Raw genomic sequence first — 19,881 nt, forward strand, 5'->3', positions numbered from 1 at the left:
AATTGTTTGCAAAAATACGAATGTAGATAAGTTTTCAAAGAATTATCTGGTTTTTGAGATGGTTTGTGGATAAAATGATACGAATTTTACAGATTTTATGAAATCATTCTGCTTTCTTTCTTTGCATGTCATTTACCATTCGATAAGATAAATATCCAATAAATACAATTAATACGGCTAAAGCTGACCAAATCCAGCTTTTACTCACAAAAAAGCTTTTACCTTGTTTTACTTCGGTATTGTTACGGCTAAAATTACCAACCTTAACAAAAGACAGCCCCTTGCCAATGCTGTCATTGAAATAATCAAGGTCATATCTGGGCGGGTTCATGTTTGCCTGGCCGGTTTTAATGGTATAACGCTTATCTTTTTCAAGATAAGCAGTTAAATGCATATTTTTCTGATATGCTTCAACTTTTTTTATTGTTAAAGCTGCATTGTCTTCGTTTGCTATGATCAGTTGTAATTGTTTGTACCTGGATTCTCCAGGAAGGTCAATTATTGTCGGTTTTCCCGATAAAATAATAAAGCTGAACAGCCTATGGTAAGGATCTCTATTCTTTTTATGCTTAAAATCCGGATTTGGTTCTGCCAGCCAGGCTTCCCGCCTGTAAAACCTGAACCCTTCAACAGTTAATTTTAACTTGTCAACCTGGTAGGCCTTGTGCAGCAGGACTGTTACCATAGATTGTTTGCTGGTTTTTATTTCCTGTGTTTTTACGGAAGCAACCGGTACGCTGCTGTAGTGTTTTAAATTGAGGGTTCCGGCCGTATCTGTGCTGTCTGTTCCCTTTCTTAGCAACCAGGCAATTTCTTTATTCTTTTCGAATATCCTGATGTCTGCCAGGCCAGGATCATCCGTTTTGGAAACCAGCTCAGGTGTCAGTGCAATATTGTAAAAGCCACTGACCGGTACTTCCTCCAGCACTGCGTGCCATTTAAAAGACTGCCCTTTGCCGGCCATACCCCACAAAAATAAGGTGATAAATAAGTATAGCTTACAATTCATTTTGCTTAGGCTAGGTTATTGCGCTTCTGTATCAGGCTGGTCAGTATCGGTTTTGACTATAGGGGCTTCCTTATCATTTGCCAGCAACAGGTTCTTTAAACGCTGGTACATAAAGGATATGACCAGCAGCAAGATGCCTAATGACAGGAATGCGGCAATTTTTCCACCTTCAGATAAGCCTCTTAAATCAAATATAAACAACTTAAGCAAAGTAACGGCCAGTATCGTAATGGAAATGATCCGTATGTTTTTCGATTTCCACTTCATACCTATATATATACATATTAAAGCAAAACATCCCCATAAAATGGCAAAACCTGTTTTATGCGCATTATCGAGTATCCCGGCTATGGTTTTACCTTTTCCATATTGTGTCATCACCAGCAAATGATCGAGCTCTGCACTGGCTACATAAAGGATGATAAAAGCTGTAAACCATTGAGATGCCAGCAGGCCAGCAGTGGAACGCATGCGTTTTTCATTTTTATACATGCTGTAAATGGTACAGCCAATTAAAATGACCGTCAGGTAATGGAACAGGTAATTGTTTGAGCTGCTGCTTGCTTTTTCCAGGTAGCTGTTCCTTAAAAATATCGTTTCCGAATTGAAAAGCAGGGGATAACAAAGCAGACAAACGGCTGCCAAAGCACCTACAACAAATTTAAACTCATCAATATCTGAATTGCGTACCGCAATCAATAAAATACAAAGAAACAGATAACTGTAGCAGGCCAGCGCAAGTATTCTTAATAAAGGGAAATAATTGTACGCCTGGTGATTTAATTCCAGGGCAATAGCCAGGTAGCCAATAACAATAGCGCCAATGGCGAGGATGGTCCTCGAAGTTTTAACCTCCCTGAAAAGTATAGACCTGATCTCCGATCTTAGCAAACGGGAGTACCATATCAATGCAGCAACCACTACTAATCCTGTGATCAGTCCTTTGTTTGCAATCAGCGGAAGACGGTTGCTGGTATGGTAAATGCTGCTGCCATAAACCTGCTGCCAGTCCATCACCAGACTAATTGCCATAAGTAAGAGTACAATTACCGAAGATTGTTTAAGGAGTGCAATACCAGATTTTTGGGAAAGCCAAAGCAGTAACACGCTTTCTGCTGCCCAGAATAAGGTAATCTGGTTACCTTTTAATTGTACCGGGGCGGCCAGGCTGATAAAAGTCAGCACCAGGCCGATCAGCAGGTAAATCAGGTTCCGGTCTATTTTGTCATTTTTGTACAGGGCATAAGCAAATACTAAATTTACCACCCCAATCAGTGCGGTAAATAACCCCCTGTAATCGCCACCGCCCAGGTTATTTAAAATTAATATCCCTACGGTATAATATAAAAAAGTGTTGCTCAGTAAAATACCGATTTCAAGGGCGTTGAACTCTGTTTTTTCTTTAATATTGTTGATGATGTTCATGAGGAGGAACACCAGGTAAAAAAGTGATGCAAAAACAAGGGCGCCTGCATAAGGCGGTGTTTTACTGCTCCCGTTAAATTCAACTGATATAAACCATCCACCAAATAATATGATGGTAAACAGATAACATATGATGTTGATGATGGGCCACTTTTTATAATAGGCCAGTACCAGCATGCCGATATTTAAAATGAGGATATATGTAAAAAGCACCAGGTAATTCCCCTCCCCGGTACTGACCATAAAAGGCGCACCAAATCCCCCCAATATGGCAAATAAGGCCAGCTCTTTGCGATCGTAGCTGATGGAAAGTAAAATGGTAAAACCTGTAATCACCAGGGTAAGGATAAAGGCAAGCGTCTGGCTAAACAACTGGTATTGATGAAAACCGATGCTTACCGTAAAATAAAGAATGGCCACGCCGCCGCCAACCAGTACAGAACTGAAGGTGGTAAAAGATTTACGCAGCCGGTGCGCCAAGCCAATTAAAATGCCACCGCAGATAAAGCCAATGCTGATACGGCCAATCTCATTGATCCAATCTTTGTCTATCGCATATTTCAGGAAGAAACCCATACCCAATACCAGGATCACTATGCCTATTTTATTGAACAGGTTTTCCCCTATAAATTTCTCCAGATCAGGATTCCGCTCACTGAAAGAAGGTTTTTTAACAGGTTCCGGAGAGAATTGCGGGATTTTGACAGGTATTTCAACTTTCGGTACCGGTTTAGCAAAGGGTACATCTTCAATGACGGGTGGGGCAGCCGGTTCGGGCACAGGAACAGGATCAGGTATTATTGGAGTAGGTTCGGGTTCGGGTATAGCTATAGGTTCCGGATTAAATACATCCTTTGGTGTATAAGGTGTATAAGGCTTAAATGGTTCCTGTTGCAACACTTGTGCCGGACTTTCAGCCTGATCCTTATCTTTTATATTTTGAGGCTTTGTTTTTTCCAGCTGACTGGACAACTGTTCAATTTTCAGGTATAAAAATTCCAGTTTTTCCGTTACGTTCTTCTTTAATTGCAATACAACGAGCAGCAGAATAATAACGACAATAAATATAACCGTTTCTAAAAACATAGAGGGCAGATGTTTGGTTCGGGTTTAAAGATAATAAAAAAGTACGCAGATGAAGCTTACCTTTCTACTACCCCTCCAGATCCAATAACCGTTTTCTGTATTTCTGGATTTCCGCTGTAATATACATGGCCTGATCCGCTAATTACAGCTTTTATGGTGCCGTCAGTGCTTATATTTATGTTGCCTTTACCACTTATCCTTGCCGAAAGCTCGTTTACAGACAGCGTTTTATTGCCGAAAGTTCCGGCGCCACTAAGGGTTACGCTGGCAAAATCCGCTTTTCCACTGATGTCTGCAGTTCCGGATCCACTCACTACCCCCGTAATTTTATCGGCAGTTACATTGGCCTTTATAAAGCCTGATCCGCTAAGTGTAGTTGCAAATTCTGAAGCCGTAATGGCGCCCGATACGGTAATGCTGCCATCTCCACTCATAGTTAAACTGCTCAGCTGTTTTGCAGTTACGTAGGCAACGATCTTTTTGTGCTCATATTTTCTTGCCCAGCTTACCCAGCTGGTTTGCGGGCGAATGACCAGTTTGTCGCCCTTTACTTCAGTAACCAGTGTAGCGATAGCCTCCTTGTCGCCCTCAAATCTCAGACTTTCTGTGCTGCCAAATTTAACTACTACCTCAATTGGGCCGCCAGCTATGATGCCGTTAAAGTTTTTTACATTTCTTTCCTCTAAAGTAGCAATAGCAGCAGTCCGGGTAACGGGAGTTGTTGGTGCTGATTTAACGCCGTTTGAAAATAACAGGGCTGCAAATAATATCGGGAATATAGGTTTCATCAGTATGTTGCTTAAATTTAATAATAGTCAAAATAACACGATTCTATGAGATCGGCAGTTATAAGACGCAGGATTTTATAAATTGTTGCATCACTGATTAAATTCCTTTTTTTTCAATCCATTTCCTGGCGTTTACGAAAGCTTCCATCCATGGCGATACTTCATCTTTACGGCCTTGCGGATAATTTGCCCAATGCCACTGGAATAAAGAGCGCTCAATGTGCGGCATCATCACCAGGTGACGGCCAGATTCATCACATAGCATGGCGGTATTGTAATCCGAGCCATTCGGACTGGCCGGATAACTCTGATAAGCGTACTTGGCTATAATGCGGTACTTGTCTTCTGCATATGGCAGTTGGAAACGGCCCTCGCCATGAGAAACCCATACGCCCAATGTACTTCCGGCAAGCGTAGACAGCATTACCGAATTGTTCTCGGCTATGGTCAGTGAAGTAAATATACTCTCGTGTTTGTGGCTTTCGTTGTGCAGCATTTTAGGCTTTTCAGCGTGGTCCGGATTGATCAGGCCCAGTTCTACAAAAAGCTGGCAGCCATTGCAAACGCCTACAGAAAGGGTGTCGGGGCGGTTAAAGAAGTTCTCCAATGCTATCCTGGCCTTTTCATTGTACATAAATGCACCTGCCCAGCCTTTAGCTGATCCCAGTACATCCGAGTTGGAGAAGCCACCAACAGCGCCAATAAACTGAATATCTGTTAAAGTTTCCCTGCCTGTAATGAGGTCGGTCATGTGTACATCTTTTACATCAAAACCGGCCAGATACATGGCATTAGCCAGTTCACGTTCAGAATTGCTTCCCTTTTCGCGGATAATGGCAGCTTTCGGTCTCGGTTTTGAAGCATCGATAACTGGTTTTTTACCGTCAAACTGAGCCGGGAAATGATATTTTAATACCTGGTTTTTATAGTTGTCAAAACGTTCTTTAGCCTTAACCGGGCCGCTTTGCTTTTTGTCCAGCAGGTAAGAGGTTTTGAACCATACATCCCTCAGCTGATCAATGTCAAAGTTTAAGGTTTCAGCAGGACTATTTTTTATGGTCAATGTAGCTGAATGGCTTACTTCACCAATTTTATGACAAGTAATGCCCTTTGCCGCAAAGCTGGCTTCAACAACTGCATCTGCCTGGAATACCACTCCAATATTCTCTGCAAAAAGTAGTTTTACAATATCCTGTTCGGCCAGCGCGGAAAGATCAATAGCAGCGCCCAGGTCACGGTCAGCAAAACACATTTCCAATAGGGTAGTAATTAAACCGCCACTGCCTATATCATGACCAGCCTGTATTTTTTCTTCTTTAATTAGTTGCTGAAGTGTATTGAATGCATTTTTAAATTGTGCCGCATCTTTAACATCAGGGGTATCGTTGCCTATTTTGTTTAAGATCTGTGCAAATGAAGATCCACCTAACTTGTAGGCATCATTAGAAAGATTGATGTAGTAGATGGCCCCACCGTTTTTATGCAAAACAGGCTCTACAACTTGTGTAATGTTATCACAGTTGCCAGCTGCCGAAATAATTACGGTACCAGGTGCAATTACATCACCATCTTTATATTTCTGTTTCATTGACAGGGAGTCTTTTCCTGTCGGAATATTGATGCCAAGATCAATCGCGAAATCAGAACATGCTTTAACAGCTTCGTATAACCTGGCATCTTCACCTTCATTTTTACAGGCCCACATCCAGTTGGCTGAAAGCGATACGCTTTTCAACCCGTCTTTAAGTGGTGCCCAAACCAGGTTTGACAGTGATTCTGCTATGGCAATACGACTCCCTGCGGCTGCATCAATTAAGGCAGAAACAGGAGCATGGCCAATTGAAGTTGCAATGCCTTCTTTTCCCTGGAAATCCAGCGCCATTACACCACAGTTGTTTAACGGTAATTGCAATGGACCGGCACATTGCTGTTTAGCAACCCGGCCACCCACACAACGGTCTACCTTATTGGTCAGCCAGTCTTTTGAGGCTACAGCTTCCAATTGTAATACCTGCTCCAGGTATTCATTTAACAGTTCAGCATCATAAGTTACGGGTTGATATTTTCTATCCATCGTTTTGTCTTCCATCACCACTTTAGGCGAGCTGCCAAACATATCTTTCAGCTCCAGGTCCATAGGTTTCAGGCCAGAAGTAGCCGATTCAAAGGTAAAACGATGATCGCCGGTAACTGTTCCTACTGTGTACATCGGTGAGCGTTCACGATCTGCAATTTTTTGTAAAGTATGGACGTGTTCCTGTCCGATCACCAGGCCCATGCGCTCCTGAGATTCGTTGCCGATGATCTCTTTAGCCGACAGGGTAGGGTCGCCAACAGGTAGTTTATCAAGGTCTATTTTTCCGCCAGTTTCTTCAACCAGTTCAGAAAGGCAATTTAAGTGACCACCAGCACCATGGTCATGTATAGATACAATAGCATTGTGATCGCTTTCTACCATTCCGCGAACTGCATTAGCCGCTCTTTTCTGCATTTCGGGGTTGGAACGTTGTATCGCATTTAACTCAATCCCGGTACCTAGAGCACCGGTATCAGCAGAGGATACCGCAGCGCCGCCCATACCTATTCTATAATTTTCTCCACCCAGGATCACAATCTTGTCGCCCGATGCAGGTTTATGTTTTTGTGCCTGGCTGGCCTTACCGTAGCCCACGCCGCCAGCAAGCATGATCACTTTATCAAAACCAAGCTTACGGTTGTTTTCTTCGTGCTCAAAAGTAAGTACTGATCCCGTGATCAATGGCTGCCCAAACTTATTTCCAAAATCAGTAGCCCCGTTGGAAGCTTTGATCAGGATGTCCATCGGTGTCTGGTAGAGCCAGGCTCTTTCTTCCACACCTTTTTCCCATGGACGGTTTTCTTCCAGTCTGGACAAAGCAGTCATATAAACGGCCGTGCCTGCAAGTGGCAGCGATCCTTGTCCACCGGCCAGTCTGTCCCTGATCTCGCCACCTGATCCGGTTGCAGCACCGTTAAAAGGCTCAACCGTAGTAGGAAAGTTATGTGTTTCTGCTTTTACAGAGATTACTGATTCAAAGTCGCTCAATGTATAATAATCAGGTTCATCGGCTCGTTTAGGCGCAAACTGCTGCACTTTAGGGCCTTTTATAAAGGCTACATTGTCCTTATAAGCTGAAACAATATCATTCGGGTTTTCTTCTGAAGTTTTACGGATCAGTTTAAACAGTGATGTTGGCTGTTCCACACCATCGATCACAAATTTTCCATTGAAGATTTTATGACGGCAATGTTCTGAATTAACCTGCGAGAAGCCAAATACCTCCGAATCGGTCAGTGCCCTGCCCAGTCTCGCCGAAAGTTCATTTAAATAATTTACTTCTTCATCACTTAAAGAAAGACCTTCCTGTTTGTTGTATGCGGCAATGTCCGTAATCTGAAGAATGGGCTCCGGTTTAATATTTATGGTGTAGATTTCCTGGTCAAGCTGATTGTATTTCTGAGAAAGCATGGGGTCATAATCCGCGAAATCTTCTGTTACCTGCTTAAACTCCTCAATGCGGATAATATCCTGGATGTCCATGTTTTGCGTAATCTCTACAGCGTTGGTACTCCATGGGGTAATCATTGCCGCGCGCGGGCCTACAAAAAAATCAGTTAAAGTTGTTTCTTGTTGCAATTTTGCACCGCCAAACAGCCATTCTAGTTTAGTGATATCTGTAGTATGCAGTTCTCTTTCTATTTGTAAAGCGAAAACTGTACCGGATGGGCTGGAGAAGAAATAAATCATGCTTTTTTTTTGAAGATGCAAATTTAGCGTTAAAATTTTAAAAGCGCTAAGATACGTTACAATAAATTCCTGTATGAAATGCAATAAAATTAAGATCAGCGCAGGTACAGATTTGGTACAACTGGCAGTCTTGAAGATAACAGGCTTTGTGGTTAATATTAAATTAATTAAATTTCATATAGATATAATAAGGATCATATAGGAATTTATCCCTATTAAGTCCCTATAAAGTCCCTGTTTAACCCCTGTTCTTTCCCTGTAATAAAGCAAGAGTTTATATGGAAGAATCGAAGTTGTATTAAACAGAGGTTAAAGCATTTAATCTTTGAGTAATAGTAGGTCCAGACATTAGATGTGTTGCCACTGTACTAAGATAGCGAATTAATTTCATTCTGTTACCTTTGCTTGCGGGTATAAAATCTGCTTTTTGAAACCGCCATGGCAAGAATGAAACATGCTTTTAAATTTAAACAGTTTGAAATAGATCAGACGGGCTGTGCCATGCGGATCAATACGGATGGGGTGCTACTGGGTGCTGTTGCCCTTAAGCCGGCTGCCACGAAGATACTGGACATAGGAACCGGAACTGGTGTAATTGCATTGATGCTTGCCCAGCGGTTTCCGGAAGCGAAGATAGATGCTGTAGAAATTGATGAGCAGGCTGCATTTATAGCAACAAAAAACGCATTGAATGCTCCTTTTTCTGAAAGGATTAAGGTGATACATTCGGCTATTGAAGATTATTCAACAGGTGAACGATATGATTTAATTGTTTCCAATCCGCCTTATTTTGTGAACGATCTTAAAAATCCGGAACACAGAAAGGGCATAGCCAGGCATACGGATGCTGTCTTTTTTGAACTGTTGCTGCGTCGGATAGCCGGAATGCTGAGCAGCGATGGCAGGTTTTGGTTTATACTTCCGGTGAAACAGGCGATTAATGTTATTGATCAGGCGGGGGCTTATGGTTTGAAAGCATCTGTAGTTTTACACATACATTCTGATGAAAGCAAACCTGAAATCAGGCAGATTGTTTGCCTGGATTATTCCATGCAGCCTTCACACCATCAAAATTTATATATTTATGCAGCACTGGGGGTTTATACCAATGCTTATAAACTGTTGCTTAAAGATTTTTTTCTTGCATTTTAATACAACGATGAAAACAATAGGACTGATTTCTGATACACATGGCTTTCTGGACGATGCGGTGTTTAAACATTTTGCAGATTGCGATGAGATCTGGCATGCGGGGGATTTTGGGCCCGACGTAGCGGAGCGGCTTGCTGCCTTTAAGCCCCTACGGGGTGTTTATGGGAATATAGACGATAAGGAGATCCGGTCAGTCTATCCCGAGCATCTCCGTTTCAACTGTGAAAAGGTAGCTGTTTGGATGACACATATTGGCGGATATCCTGGCCGGTATTCGCCGCAGGTGAAACCTGAAATTTACACTAAGCCTCCGATGTTGTTCATTTCCGGTCATTCCCATATTTTAAAAGTAATGTACGACAAAAAAATAAATTGCCTGCATATAAATCCCGGTGCAGCTGGTAATTCCGGTTGGCATAGAATAAAAACTTTAATTAGATTTTGTATTTCGGAAGAAAAAATACATACCTTAGCCGCCATAGAAATAGGGAATAGATAACGTATAAAATACACTAAGTATATGTCGGGTATAAAAACACTGGGTCAATTCATAATTGAGAAACAGGCTGATTTCTCTTATGCAAAAGGAGAACTTTCCAGATTGCTGAGAGATATTGGGATTGCTGCCAAAATAGTGAACCGTGAGGTAAATAAAGCAGGTTTAGTAGATATTTTGGGTGAAGCCGGGACTGTTAATATCCAGGGTGAGGGGCAGCAAAAGCTCGATGTGTTTGCCAATACGCAGTTTATCAGTGCACTTACCAGCGGCGGAGAATGCTGTATAGTAGCTACAGAAGAAGAGGATGACTTTGTACCTATCGATTCGCCGGTGTCAAAAAATGCCAAATATATTGTCTGTATTGACCCGCTTGATGGCTCTTCAAATATCGATGTGAACGTGGCTGTAGGCACTATCTTTTCCATTTACAGGAGAAAATCAACGGAAGGTATGGCAACCCTGGCCGATGTATTGCAGAAAGGGACACAGCAGGTTGCGGCAGGATATGTAATTTACGGGTCCTCTACCATGCTGGTTTATACCACCGGAAAGGGAGTGAACGGTTTTACCCTGGATCCTTCTATTGGTGAATTCTGCCTGTCGCATCCGGATCTGAAAACCCCTGAAGACGGCAATATCTATTCAATTAATGAAGGTAATTATGTCCATTTTCCGGAAGGTGTAAAAAAATACATTAAATATGCCCAGGTTGAGGATAAAGCAACCAACAGGCCATATACGTCAAGGTATATCGGTTCAATGGTAGGCGATATACACCGTAACCTGATCAAAGGGGGGATTTACATTTACCCGACTACCTCCAGTTCTCCAAATGGAAAATTGAGGTTGTTATATGAGTGTAATCCAATGGCTTTTATTGTGGAACAGGCTGGAGGGGTAGCCTCTGATGGCTTTAACAGGATTTTGGATATTGAGCCCACTGAACTGCACCAGCGTACTTCTATTTTTATTGGTTCTCCGAAAATGGTTCAGGTTGCCGAAAACCTGATGACGGAATTTTCTGCTGATAAAAACAATAAAGGCATAAACGGAGCTTCGGTTGATGGTAAACTGGAAGAATTAGGGGTAATAGGCGGTATTGATTAGTGGATTCTTAACTGGAACAGGTATATTTGCCTCAATTATGGGTTACGCAAAAGAAAGAGGAAAGCTGGAAAAGCTATTGACAAAAATCGCAGCTGTAAATACTTACGATGAGAAAAATTTAGCAATTCTGATTGATAGTCATGAAAAATACTCACATACGGTGAGAATATTGAAGAATAAGGATGCGGATATTTTTATGGGTCTATATACAAATGAATTGCAGGCCATAAAAAATAGCAGAATAGCGCTTAAAGAAAGTGATTCGGAAGAAAGCCGGCAACTCAGTTTTAATGCCTATAAAGCTGCAATTGTAACAGCCTTGGAAAATACAATCAACACTACACTGGAGACTTTGTAAAAAAGACAATTGGTACAGGCTGTAATACGGGGCTCAGACTTATTTACAGCAATGAAGTGCTGTTTCTCTCTGCTTCAAATGCGGCATCGATAGCTTGTGCCTCCCTGTTTTTTGAGGCGGCTACGGCAAGCTGGTCACATCTTTCATTTTCAGGATGGTTGTTGTGGCCTTTTACCCAAACAAATTTAACCTGGTGCAGTTTATAGCTATTTAAAAACTGCATCCACAGGTCTTTATTTTTTTTGCCCTTAAAGCCGGTTTTAACCCAGCCAAACACCCATTTTTTTTCTACAGAATCAATCACATATTTAGAATCAGAAAACACCGTTACTTCTTGTCCCGGAGTTTTTAAGGCATTTAAACCTACTATAACTGCCAATAGCTCCATTCTGTTATTGGTGGTTAACCGAAAGCCAGCACTCAGCTCTTTGTAGTGGTTACCTGAACGCAAAATTACGCCGTATCCACCTGGACCCGGGTTTCCACTGGCTGCACCATCTGTATAAATTTCTATCATAATGTGAAGCAAATCTAGCTTTTTAAGCCATAAAAGCAATTTTAAAGCTACAAATTATGTTAATGTGAAAATTCAATGGGTTGAAATTTAAAGGATTAAAAAAAAATCAATCCCAATCATTAAAAATATTTGAATAAAATGTTTTTAATCGTACTTTTGTAGCGTTGAAAAACACATGGTGGTTTTAGCTCAGTTGGTTAGAGCATCGGTTTGTGGTACCGAGGGTCGTGGGTTCGAGCCCCATATTCCACCCCATAAAAAAGCAGCTTATTTAAGCTGCTTTTTTATTTACGAGATATTTAGCAGGATTTGCTCATTTAGACAAAGCTTTAACCGTTCTTACCACTACTTTATTATCAAGCGGTTTTAAGCTCTTTAAATAAGTATATATTGCGGACAGGTCCTGTTGTGTCATTCCGGCGTACATGGTCCATGGCATTGGGCTATTGAGCTCATCCCTGCTGATGTGCTGTGGTTTAAATGAGCTATCTGCATACATTTTAAACCTTTGTACAAACATTTCCCTGGTCCAGTTGCCCAGGCCATTGGTTGGATGCATGGTGATATTGGGTGAGCGTATAGTCCCTGCAGGTTGTTTAAACTCCATACCACCTCCAAATTCAGAACCTGGTACAATATTTCCTTTGTCCATTTTACTATGACAATCTACACAACCGGCAACATTGATGAGGTAAGCTCCATACTTCAGCGTGTCGCTTGCAGCAGGTATTTTTTGAAAATCCGCGGGTTTTGGTAAAGTATTGTTGATCAGGCTTACCGGAAAATTCAGCTCAGTAGCAGGGATCTCGCTTTTAACCGGCTGCAAACTGCGTATATACGCAATAATGCTGTAAACATCTTCCTGATCCATTTTTCCAAATCTGTTGTAGGCCATTAATGGAAATAGCGCTTTCCCGTCTTTGTTTACGCCCGTGGTAATTGCTCTTAATATTTCGCCATCGGTCCAGTTGCCCAGTGCATGCGGGGTAATGTTACGGGCATAAATTTTACCTGGAAAACCCATATTTTCGTCGAACAATTCGCCGCCTTTACCTGATGTTCCGGCTACAAGAGGTCCTGAAAATACGCCCCAGTCACGACTGCTGTGGCAATCGATACATACTGCTACATGGTTGGCCAGGTAATGGCCACGCTCCAGACGTTCCGGTGTAGGTTCTATTTTTACTACAGCGGGCTTTCCGGTATCGGGAAGCGCAACATTGACATAAAAGCCCCCTGCAGTAGCAGCAATAATCACAAATAACAGGATTATGCCTAATGCTTTTAAAATTTTCATTGATAATTGGTTTGTTTGGTTTCTTTCTGGTTTTAAATATAATTCTAAAGTTTAAAAGTAGTAATTATTATTAAATGAAAGTACAGTTAAATGGATTAGGTATTAACTTGTTCGATTGATATCATCCATCCATTGCTTCCCCTCGGTAAACCTGCTCACTACCATGGAGGCCACTGTATCGCCGGTAGCATTGAGCAGGGTGGCCATTGGGTCAACCAGAGTGCCGATAATCATGGCAGGTGGGAGGGCTTCAATGGGTAGTCCATAGGCCGAGATGAACAGCAGTTCACCTACATAGCCGCCATTTGGAATTCCTCCTTCTACTATACTTACCAATACAGTCATACCCAGCGCAAGTACAATGGCATCGGCAGTATCAAAGCCTTTGCCAAATAAGGCAAAAACAACCGCCATTTTAACAATCGAAGAAATGCTGGAACCATCTTTATGTAAAGTTGCGCCAAGTGGAATGGTTACGTTGGCTATATAGTCGGGAATACCCATTCTTTTTGCCGCATCCAGGTTAGCTGGAATTGTTGCAATGCTACTGCAGGTGCCCACGGCTGTAGCAGAAGGGATGAGGTTATTTTTCCAATACCTTCTGATGCCCTTTAGCCCTCCGGCAATGAAAGCATAGAGGCTAAACACAACGATAAAATAAAAGGCGCCGAAGCCATAATACAGCCCTAAAGATTTGGCGTAGGTGCCAAACAACTGGGGGCCGAATACACCAACCTGGTATGCAAAATAGGCTCCCAGGCCCAGCGGGCCAAGCTTCATGATCAGGATAAACACACCCTTGAACACTTCGTTGCCTGAATGCAGAAAACCGACAAAATGATCAGCCGCTTTTCCCGCCTTTAAGGATGCAAATCCAATAATAATGGAAAAGATGATCATGGCCAGCATACTTTTACGGGATAGTAATTCGTAAAATTCTGTTGTGGTAAATAATTTTGTCAGTTGCTCAGAAAAAGGACTGTCTTCAATTTTTTCGCTGAGTTGTGCACTGCCCAGCGATTCGTGGATAGGAAATATTTTTACAGCAATGATAGTTAGTATGGCCGATATCAGTACGGTAGCGAGAAATACAATTGCAGTTACGCCCATCATTCTGCTGAGTTTATCTGATGGTTTGATGTTGGCTATTGCCGAAGAGATGGCAAAGAAAACCAGGGGGATTACGGCGGTGAACAACAGGTTTAGAAATATGTCGCCTATGGGCTTTAATACCTCCACTTTTTTTCCAAATATCAATCCTGCAATACTGCCTAAAGTAATGCCCGTTAACAGCCAGATAATGCCACTATAGTTTTTTACAAATCCTTTCATTATTTTAGTCCTGAACTGTTGCCCTTCAGGAGCGGGTTATGGTTGGTTTTTTAAATATATTAAATATTAATTGATGACCATGATGTTAAATAAAATGTGATCGAAGTTAAAACAACCAGATGAAGAAAAAACAACGTTCCTTTCTGATCATATTCGGCATCATTATCATTTTTATGACGATGTTGTTCCGGAATTCACTGTTACAACGTTCAGAGCAAAAAACATTGATAGCTACGCTTAATGAACTGCAGTCCAATAACCGGCAGCTCTCTAAGCTAGATACAATTACGCTGAGTTTACAGGTAGCGGAGAATAATTTCAGGATGTATACCGCCATCTGGGACCCTGCATATTTTGTGAAATACACTTCGGAAATAAGGCTCATCTCTGATCTGCTTGGTAGTCTGTCCGCTGAGGAGAGCAGTAACATTTCAAGCGATATTGTTGGTGATCTGCACAATAAACGTAAGCAGATGCTGATTTATGGTGAAATCAAGAAACTGGCCGATTCGATAACCAATATCAACCTGCAGTTAAACGTAGATAAGATTAATGGTCGTTTTGTACCGGCAAAACCCTTTCCAAAGCCTGTAGTAAAAAAAACAGTTGAAATAGAAGAAGTAAAAGCCGAGCCGGAGGTAAAAAAGAAAAAATTCTTTCAGCGCCTGAAAAGTGCAATTTTCAACAATCCTGAACCTAAAGATACTGCCACCATTAAGAAAAAAACAGAAACTACTTATGAACCTGTAGAGACCGGGGTAGAGGCTTATCATAAACAACAGCTGGAAAAGGTTGGGAATTATTATAAGGGTTTGCTGGATGACCAAAAGAAGAACCATACCAGGCTTAACGAGAAAGAGCAAAGTATTTTATCCTTAAATGAACGGATATTTGAAAATATCAAGCTGTTGTTTAATGCGTATAAAGACAATGCTGTTGTAAATGAAGCAGCCAGAAAAGCCGCACTTAAGAACAAGGCAAAAACTTCCCTGGATACGATAAACTGGTCAGGGAAAATTAATCTGGGTATCAGTATTTTATCTTACCTGGGGATTATATTTCTATTGTATAAGCTGTACCGTTCGTACAACAAAACGGTTAATGCAAATAACCTGGCTGCAGAACAGGTATTGAGCAAGTCAAAGTTCTTTACCAATATGAGTCATGAAATGCGGACACCACTAAATGCCATCATCGGTGTATCGGAACAGTTGAAATCAACCCCTTTAAATGAAGACCAGCTGGCCATGTCTAAGTTGCTGGACAATTCCTCTTCTATGCTTTTGTCGGCTGTTAATGAGGTGCTCGATTTTTCCAGGCTGGAAACTAAAAAGCTTTCACTGGCTAAAACGCCTTTCAGGTATAAACGGATCTTGACAGAGATGGCAGATACGACCAGGGTATTGGCTGATCAGAAAAAACTGGTATTGGAATTGCTGCTGGACGATGCACCTGACCTGGTGCTGGACGGTGATCCTTATCGCCTGAAACAGATCATGACCAATCTGACCGCAAATGCGATTAAATTTACAGATAAAGGAAAAGTTACCGTAAAGGCGGAAATTAAAAAGGTCGATGAACTTCATGTTTGGTTGTGTATTAAAGTTGTTGATACGGGAATAGGCATTTCTGCAGAAAATATTCCTGTTGTCTTTAATGAGTTTTCACAGGTCATCAATTCCAGTCGTGTAGACTGGCAAACAGGCTCCGGGTTGGGGCTTACCATTTGCAAAAAACTGGTAGACCTGCATAAAGGTAAGATTTCAGTAGAAAGTACGCTTGGAAAAGGAACGGTTTTTACCGTAGAACTGCCTTACCAGATTGCTCCGGTCGAAGAAGAAAACATGGCCCTGCAAAATGAAAGAATACTGAGCAGCGATCGATTTAAAGACATGCATATCCTGGTTGTTGATGACTCAGAAATGAACCTGCTGGTGATAAAGATGATCTTTAAGAAACTGGGAATTAGTTTTGATACGGCTACAGGTGGAAGAGCAGCACTGGGCCTGATGGAAACAAAGCAGTACGATATGGTACTGACAGACATACAAATGCCAGAGATCGATGGGCTCGAGCTCAGCAGGAGAATCCGGGCAAACCCTAAAATCAAGATAGCCCAGGTGCCTGTAATTGCCATAACCGGCCAAATATCCCCTGCATCCCACGAATTGTATGCCCTGGCAGGGATAAACGACTACCTGATCAAACCATTTTCTGAACTGGAACTGACCGAGAAAATTCTGGATTATATTACTTAAAAAGCCCATCGGACTTTATGTGTAAAAATTGCGCAAACGGTTGTTCTGACCGATACAAACGGTTGTTTGGCCATTCCTGGTTTAACAGGATATTTTTAAGCTGATTATTTCATTAATATTGCTTTAAGCCACCGGATTACTTAACCAAAAACAACCCTTATGATGAAATTAAACAAATGGCTGTTGCTTTGTTTTTTATTGATGAACACGCTAAACACCTTTGCACAATCGGACATTATTCCTTTGCCCAAAAATATCAAAGCAAACGGGAATTCTTTTACCATAGCTTCGGATACTAAAATATACTATGAAAAAGGCCTGAAGGCCGAGGCAGAATTGCTGTCCGCAGCCCTGTCTCCTGCTACCGGATTTGATTTTGCACTTGCCGAACTTGGTAAAGGCCTGCAAAAGGGGATCATATTGAGGTTAGATCAAACATTTGCTGCAAATAAAGAGGGATACCGTTTAAGCGTGCAGAACGATCAGGTCCTGATCCATGGTGCCAGTCCGGCCGGTGTTTTTTATGGTGTCCAAACCATGCTGCAAATGCTGCCGCCGGCTATTTACAACAAACAGCGCCAGAAACAAACCACCTGGAAAATTGAGGGGGCAGATATAGAAGATGCACCTTTGTATCCCTGGAGGGGGATGATGCTGGATGTCGCCCGGTATTTTTTCAGTAAAGCATATGTACTGAAGTTTATAGATATGATGGCCATGTATAAACTGAACGTGCTGCACCTGCACCTGGTTGATGATTCGGGCTGGAGACTCGAGATCAAAAAATATCCAAAGTTAACATCCGTTGGTGCCTGGAGCGGACTGGGTGCCGACCGACAGGGCGGTTATTATACCCAGGATGACATCAAAGAAATGGTAGCCTATGCTGCTGCCCGTAATGTGGATGTGATTCCTGAAATTGAATTGCCGGCGCATACTTTGTCAGCTATTGCCGCTTATCCGCATTTGTGCTGCACCGGCGAACAATATACGGTACAGACCCAACATTCTATCAGCAGGGAACTGTATTGCGTGGGCAAGGAATCGACTTTTGATTTCCTTGCAGACGTATTTGCTGAAACTTTTGCCCTATTTCCTTCTAAATATATCCACATCGGCGGAGACGAAGCCAAGTACGACCGCTGGAAGGCTTGTCCGTATTGTCAGAAACGTAAAAAAGAACTCAACCTGGAAAATGAGAAAGATTTGCAGGTTTATTTTAACCATCGGGTACAAAAGATGGTTAAAAAATATGGTAAAACGATTGTGGGCTGGGATGAGATTATCGAAGATGGTTTAACAGATAAGGTGGTTGGTATGATCTGGCATAATCCGGAAAAAGCCATTAAGGCGTCAAAAGCCGGCCATTATTCGGTGATGACCTTAACCGAATTCAGCTATCTCGATGCTGCTGAAAGTGATATGCCAGGAGAGGTTCAGGCAGCAACCTGGATCCCGCCGATCTCACTGGAAAAGGCTTATCAGCTCAATCCTATGATCAGGGGGCTGGATGAAAAATACCGTCCGCAGATATTGGGTGCGCAGGGTGCTTTATGGTCCGATCAGTTTATTCATGGTACTGCATTACAGGAAATGCGGCAATTGAATGAGAACCGATCGGAAAAATATATGGATTACCTGGCCTTTCCGCGCATGGCATCCCTGGCTGAGGTTTGCTGGACACCGCTAAATAAACAAAGCTGGACAGATTTTGAGCAGCGCATCAGCAGGCATTACCAGCGCTATGACCATGCGGGCTATGGATACAGAGTTCCGCTCCCCAAACTGATCAGTAATAAAAAAGGAACTGATGGATTTGTGCTGAACCTGGAGAATACGGTTAAGGGTGCTGAGATCCGCTATACAACAGACGGAACCAGGCCCAACGTTTTTTCGTCCGTTTACGCTGGCCCGGTAAAGGTTGACAGTTTGAAAAATTTTTATGCGATTACGGTGGTAAACCGCAATCAATACTCATTGCCGCTCTATTTTCCTGCAAAATATGACAAGTTTAAGCCTTATGGAGTCTTGGTTAAAGAGTGGGCCCCCGCAGCGGTTAAAGGAAAAACATTCGACAGTATGGAAATTAACGTTACCGGAAAAGTTAATCAGAATGGTAATTATCAACTTTCGTTCTGGTACACACAAGGCGCCTCGCGTTTGGATATACAGCGCATTGAGCTCTTTAAAAATGGTGTAAAAATAGCAGAGGATATTCATGATGGGTATACGGGTAGAGTTGCCAAAAACAATACCTATAAATTTAGCATCAGCGACTATGAAACCGGGGCTTCATTTAAGGTTAAGGCCCAGGTTCGCGGCGAGATCAGCAATGATTCAGCGGGCGCTGTATTTTTGAAAAAGGAATAAACATGACCAGCATCCGGACTTAAACGCTGTATAAACCAGGTATTTATTTTTTTAAAGGACAGGTTCAACCGAGCCCTGGTCCGGAAATGTAAAAAACTATTGCTGCATCGCCGTGTTTTTATTAAATTGGATACCTATGAAAATTGCAACTTATAATGTAAATGGAGTAAATGGACGTTTGCCAGTGTTGTTACGTTGGCTGGAAGAAACAAAGCCGGATGTAGCCTGTCTGCAGGAGTTAAAGGCTCCTCAGGAAAAATTTCCGGAGCAGGCCATACGGGATGCCGGTTATCATGCGATCTGGCATGGGCAGAAAAGCTGGAATGGTGTAGCTATACTTTCAAAAACCGCAGAAATTAAGGAAATCAGGCGTGGCTTGCCCGGAGATGAAGAAGACCTTCACAGCAGGTACATAGAAGCGCAGGTTAACGGAATAACTATTGGCTGTCTTTATTTACCTAATGGAAACCCCGCTCCGGGACCAAAGTTTGATTATAAACTGGGCTGGTTCCAGCGGTTAACTGTTCATGCTGCTGAACTTCTGGCATCCGGGCAGCAGGTGGTATTAACCGGAGATTACAATGTGATGCCAACAGAACTGGATGTGTATAAACCTGAGCGCTGGGTAGACGATGCCTTGTTCCGGCCGGAAACCCGTGCGGCATTCAAAAAACTGGTAGAACAGGGTTGGACAGATGCCATCAGGAAGCTTTACCCAATGGACCAGATCTATACTTTCTGGGATTATTTCCGCAATGCCTATGGCCGTGACGCGGGTTTACGTATTGACCATTTTCTGCTGAGCCCGAACATCAGTAATCAGCTTGTTGCTGCCGGTGTAAACCGGAATGTTCGTGGCTGGGAAAAAACAAGCGACCATGCACCGGTTTGGATTGAGCTGAAAGCCAAATAAATAT

14 protein-coding genes and 1 tRNA gene are annotated in these 19,881 nt (G+C 42.3%); 8 read left to right on the top strand and 7 right to left on the bottom strand.

The window, feature by feature from the left end:
- Nucleotides 1-103 precede the first annotated feature (103 nt).
- The 4 genes from R2Q85_RS00850 to purL all read right to left on the bottom strand — a co-directional run bounded on the left by R2Q85_RS00850 (nucleotide 104) and on the right by purL (nucleotide 8,074).
- Nucleotides 104-1,009 (bottom strand): hypothetical protein, encoded by a 906-nt coding sequence (locus tag R2Q85_RS00850; RefSeq protein WP_316809841.1) that lies wholly within the window; start codon nucleotides 1,007-1,009, stop codon nucleotides 104-106.
- Nucleotides 1,010-1,024: 15 nt separating this feature from the next.
- Nucleotides 1,025-3,520: a DUF2339 domain-containing protein gene (locus R2Q85_RS00855; protein WP_316809842.1), complete on the bottom strand. Its 2,496-nt coding sequence runs from the start codon at nucleotides 3,518-3,520 to the stop codon at nucleotides 1,025-1,027.
- Between the two features lie 56 nt (nucleotides 3,521-3,576).
- Nucleotides 3,577-4,308 (bottom strand): head GIN domain-containing protein, encoded by a 732-nt coding sequence (locus R2Q85_RS00860; RefSeq protein WP_316809843.1) that lies wholly within the window; start codon nucleotides 4,306-4,308, stop codon nucleotides 3,577-3,579.
- A gap of 97 nt (nucleotides 4,309-4,405) precedes the next feature.
- Entirely contained in the window at nucleotides 4,406-8,074 is a 3,669-nt protein-coding gene (gene purL / locus R2Q85_RS00865; RefSeq protein WP_410478821.1) for a phosphoribosylformylglycinamidine synthase, read from the bottom strand.
- A 438-nt stretch (nucleotides 8,075-8,512) separates the two neighbouring features.
- Here purL and R2Q85_RS00870 point away from each other — a divergent pair, with 438 nt between their 5' ends.
- From R2Q85_RS00870 to R2Q85_RS00885, 4 genes are read left to right on the top strand one after another with little or no spacing between them, the layout of a single operon-like run.
- Nucleotides 8,513-9,226, top strand: coding sequence for a tRNA1(Val) (adenine(37)-N6)-methyltransferase (locus tag R2Q85_RS00870; RefSeq protein WP_316809844.1), 714 nt, complete (start codon nucleotides 8,513-8,515; stop codon nucleotides 9,224-9,226).
- A 7-nt stretch (nucleotides 9,227-9,233) separates the two neighbouring features.
- Nucleotides 9,234-9,725, top strand: a complete 492-nt coding sequence (locus R2Q85_RS00875) for a metallophosphoesterase family protein (RefSeq protein ID WP_316809845.1) — start codon at nucleotides 9,234-9,236, stop codon at nucleotides 9,723-9,725.
- A 21-nt stretch (nucleotides 9,726-9,746) separates the two neighbouring features.
- Complete coding sequence (gene fbp / locus R2Q85_RS00880) at nucleotides 9,747-10,832, top strand: class 1 fructose-bisphosphatase (protein WP_316809846.1); 1,086 nt, start codon at nucleotides 9,747-9,749, stop codon at nucleotides 10,830-10,832.
- Between the two features lie 37 nt (nucleotides 10,833-10,869).
- Nucleotides 10,870-11,190: a hypothetical protein gene (locus R2Q85_RS00885; RefSeq protein ID WP_316809847.1), complete on the top strand. Its 321-nt coding sequence runs from the start codon at nucleotides 10,870-10,872 to the stop codon at nucleotides 11,188-11,190.
- A gap of 43 nt (nucleotides 11,191-11,233) precedes the next feature.
- Here R2Q85_RS00885 and rnhA read toward each other — a convergent pair whose 3' ends face one another.
- Nucleotides 11,234-11,707 (bottom strand): ribonuclease HI, encoded by a 474-nt coding sequence (rnhA, locus tag R2Q85_RS00890; protein ID WP_316809848.1) that lies wholly within the window; start codon nucleotides 11,705-11,707, stop codon nucleotides 11,234-11,236.
- Nucleotides 11,708-11,885: 178 nt separating this feature from the next.
- Here rnhA and R2Q85_RS00895 point away from each other — a divergent pair.
- Nucleotides 11,886-11,962: transfer RNA gene (locus R2Q85_RS00895), tRNA-His, on the top strand.
- Between the two features lie 58 nt (nucleotides 11,963-12,020).
- On the opposite strand, the gene R2Q85_RS00900 is transcribed toward R2Q85_RS00895, so the two are convergent.
- Both R2Q85_RS00900 and R2Q85_RS00905 read right to left on the bottom strand, forming a co-directional pair.
- Nucleotides 12,021-13,004 (bottom strand): c-type cytochrome, encoded by a 984-nt coding sequence (locus R2Q85_RS00900; protein WP_316809849.1) that lies wholly within the window; start codon nucleotides 13,002-13,004, stop codon nucleotides 12,021-12,023.
- Between the two features lie 102 nt (nucleotides 13,005-13,106).
- The gene (locus tag R2Q85_RS00905) at nucleotides 13,107-14,336 is read right to left on the bottom strand and encodes a dicarboxylate/amino acid:cation symporter (protein ID WP_316809850.1); all 1,230 of its coding nucleotides are present in this window, start codon (nucleotides 14,334-14,336) and stop codon (nucleotides 13,107-13,109) included.
- A gap of 119 nt (nucleotides 14,337-14,455) precedes the next feature.
- Between R2Q85_RS00905 and R2Q85_RS00910 the strand changes: the two genes are divergently transcribed.
- From R2Q85_RS00910 to xth, 3 genes are all read left to right on the top strand, one after another.
- Nucleotides 14,456-16,594: an ATP-binding protein gene (locus R2Q85_RS00910; protein ID WP_316809851.1), complete on the top strand. Its 2,139-nt coding sequence runs from the start codon at nucleotides 14,456-14,458 to the stop codon at nucleotides 16,592-16,594.
- A gap of 159 nt (nucleotides 16,595-16,753) precedes the next feature.
- A complete protein-coding gene (locus R2Q85_RS00915) occupies nucleotides 16,754-18,964 on the top strand; it encodes a beta-N-acetylhexosaminidase (RefSeq protein ID WP_316809852.1) in 2,211 nt (736 codons plus the stop codon).
- A gap of 136 nt (nucleotides 18,965-19,100) precedes the next feature.
- Nucleotides 19,101-19,877, top strand: coding sequence for an exodeoxyribonuclease III (gene xth, locus R2Q85_RS00920; RefSeq protein WP_316809853.1), 777 nt, complete (start codon nucleotides 19,101-19,103; stop codon nucleotides 19,875-19,877).
- Nucleotides 19,878-19,881: the final 4 nt, after the last annotated feature.

This window comes from Pedobacter heparinus, from assembly GCF_032678725.1.
Taxonomy (GTDB): Bacteria; Bacteroidota; Bacteroidia; order Sphingobacteriales; family Sphingobacteriaceae; genus Pedobacter; species Pedobacter heparinus_A.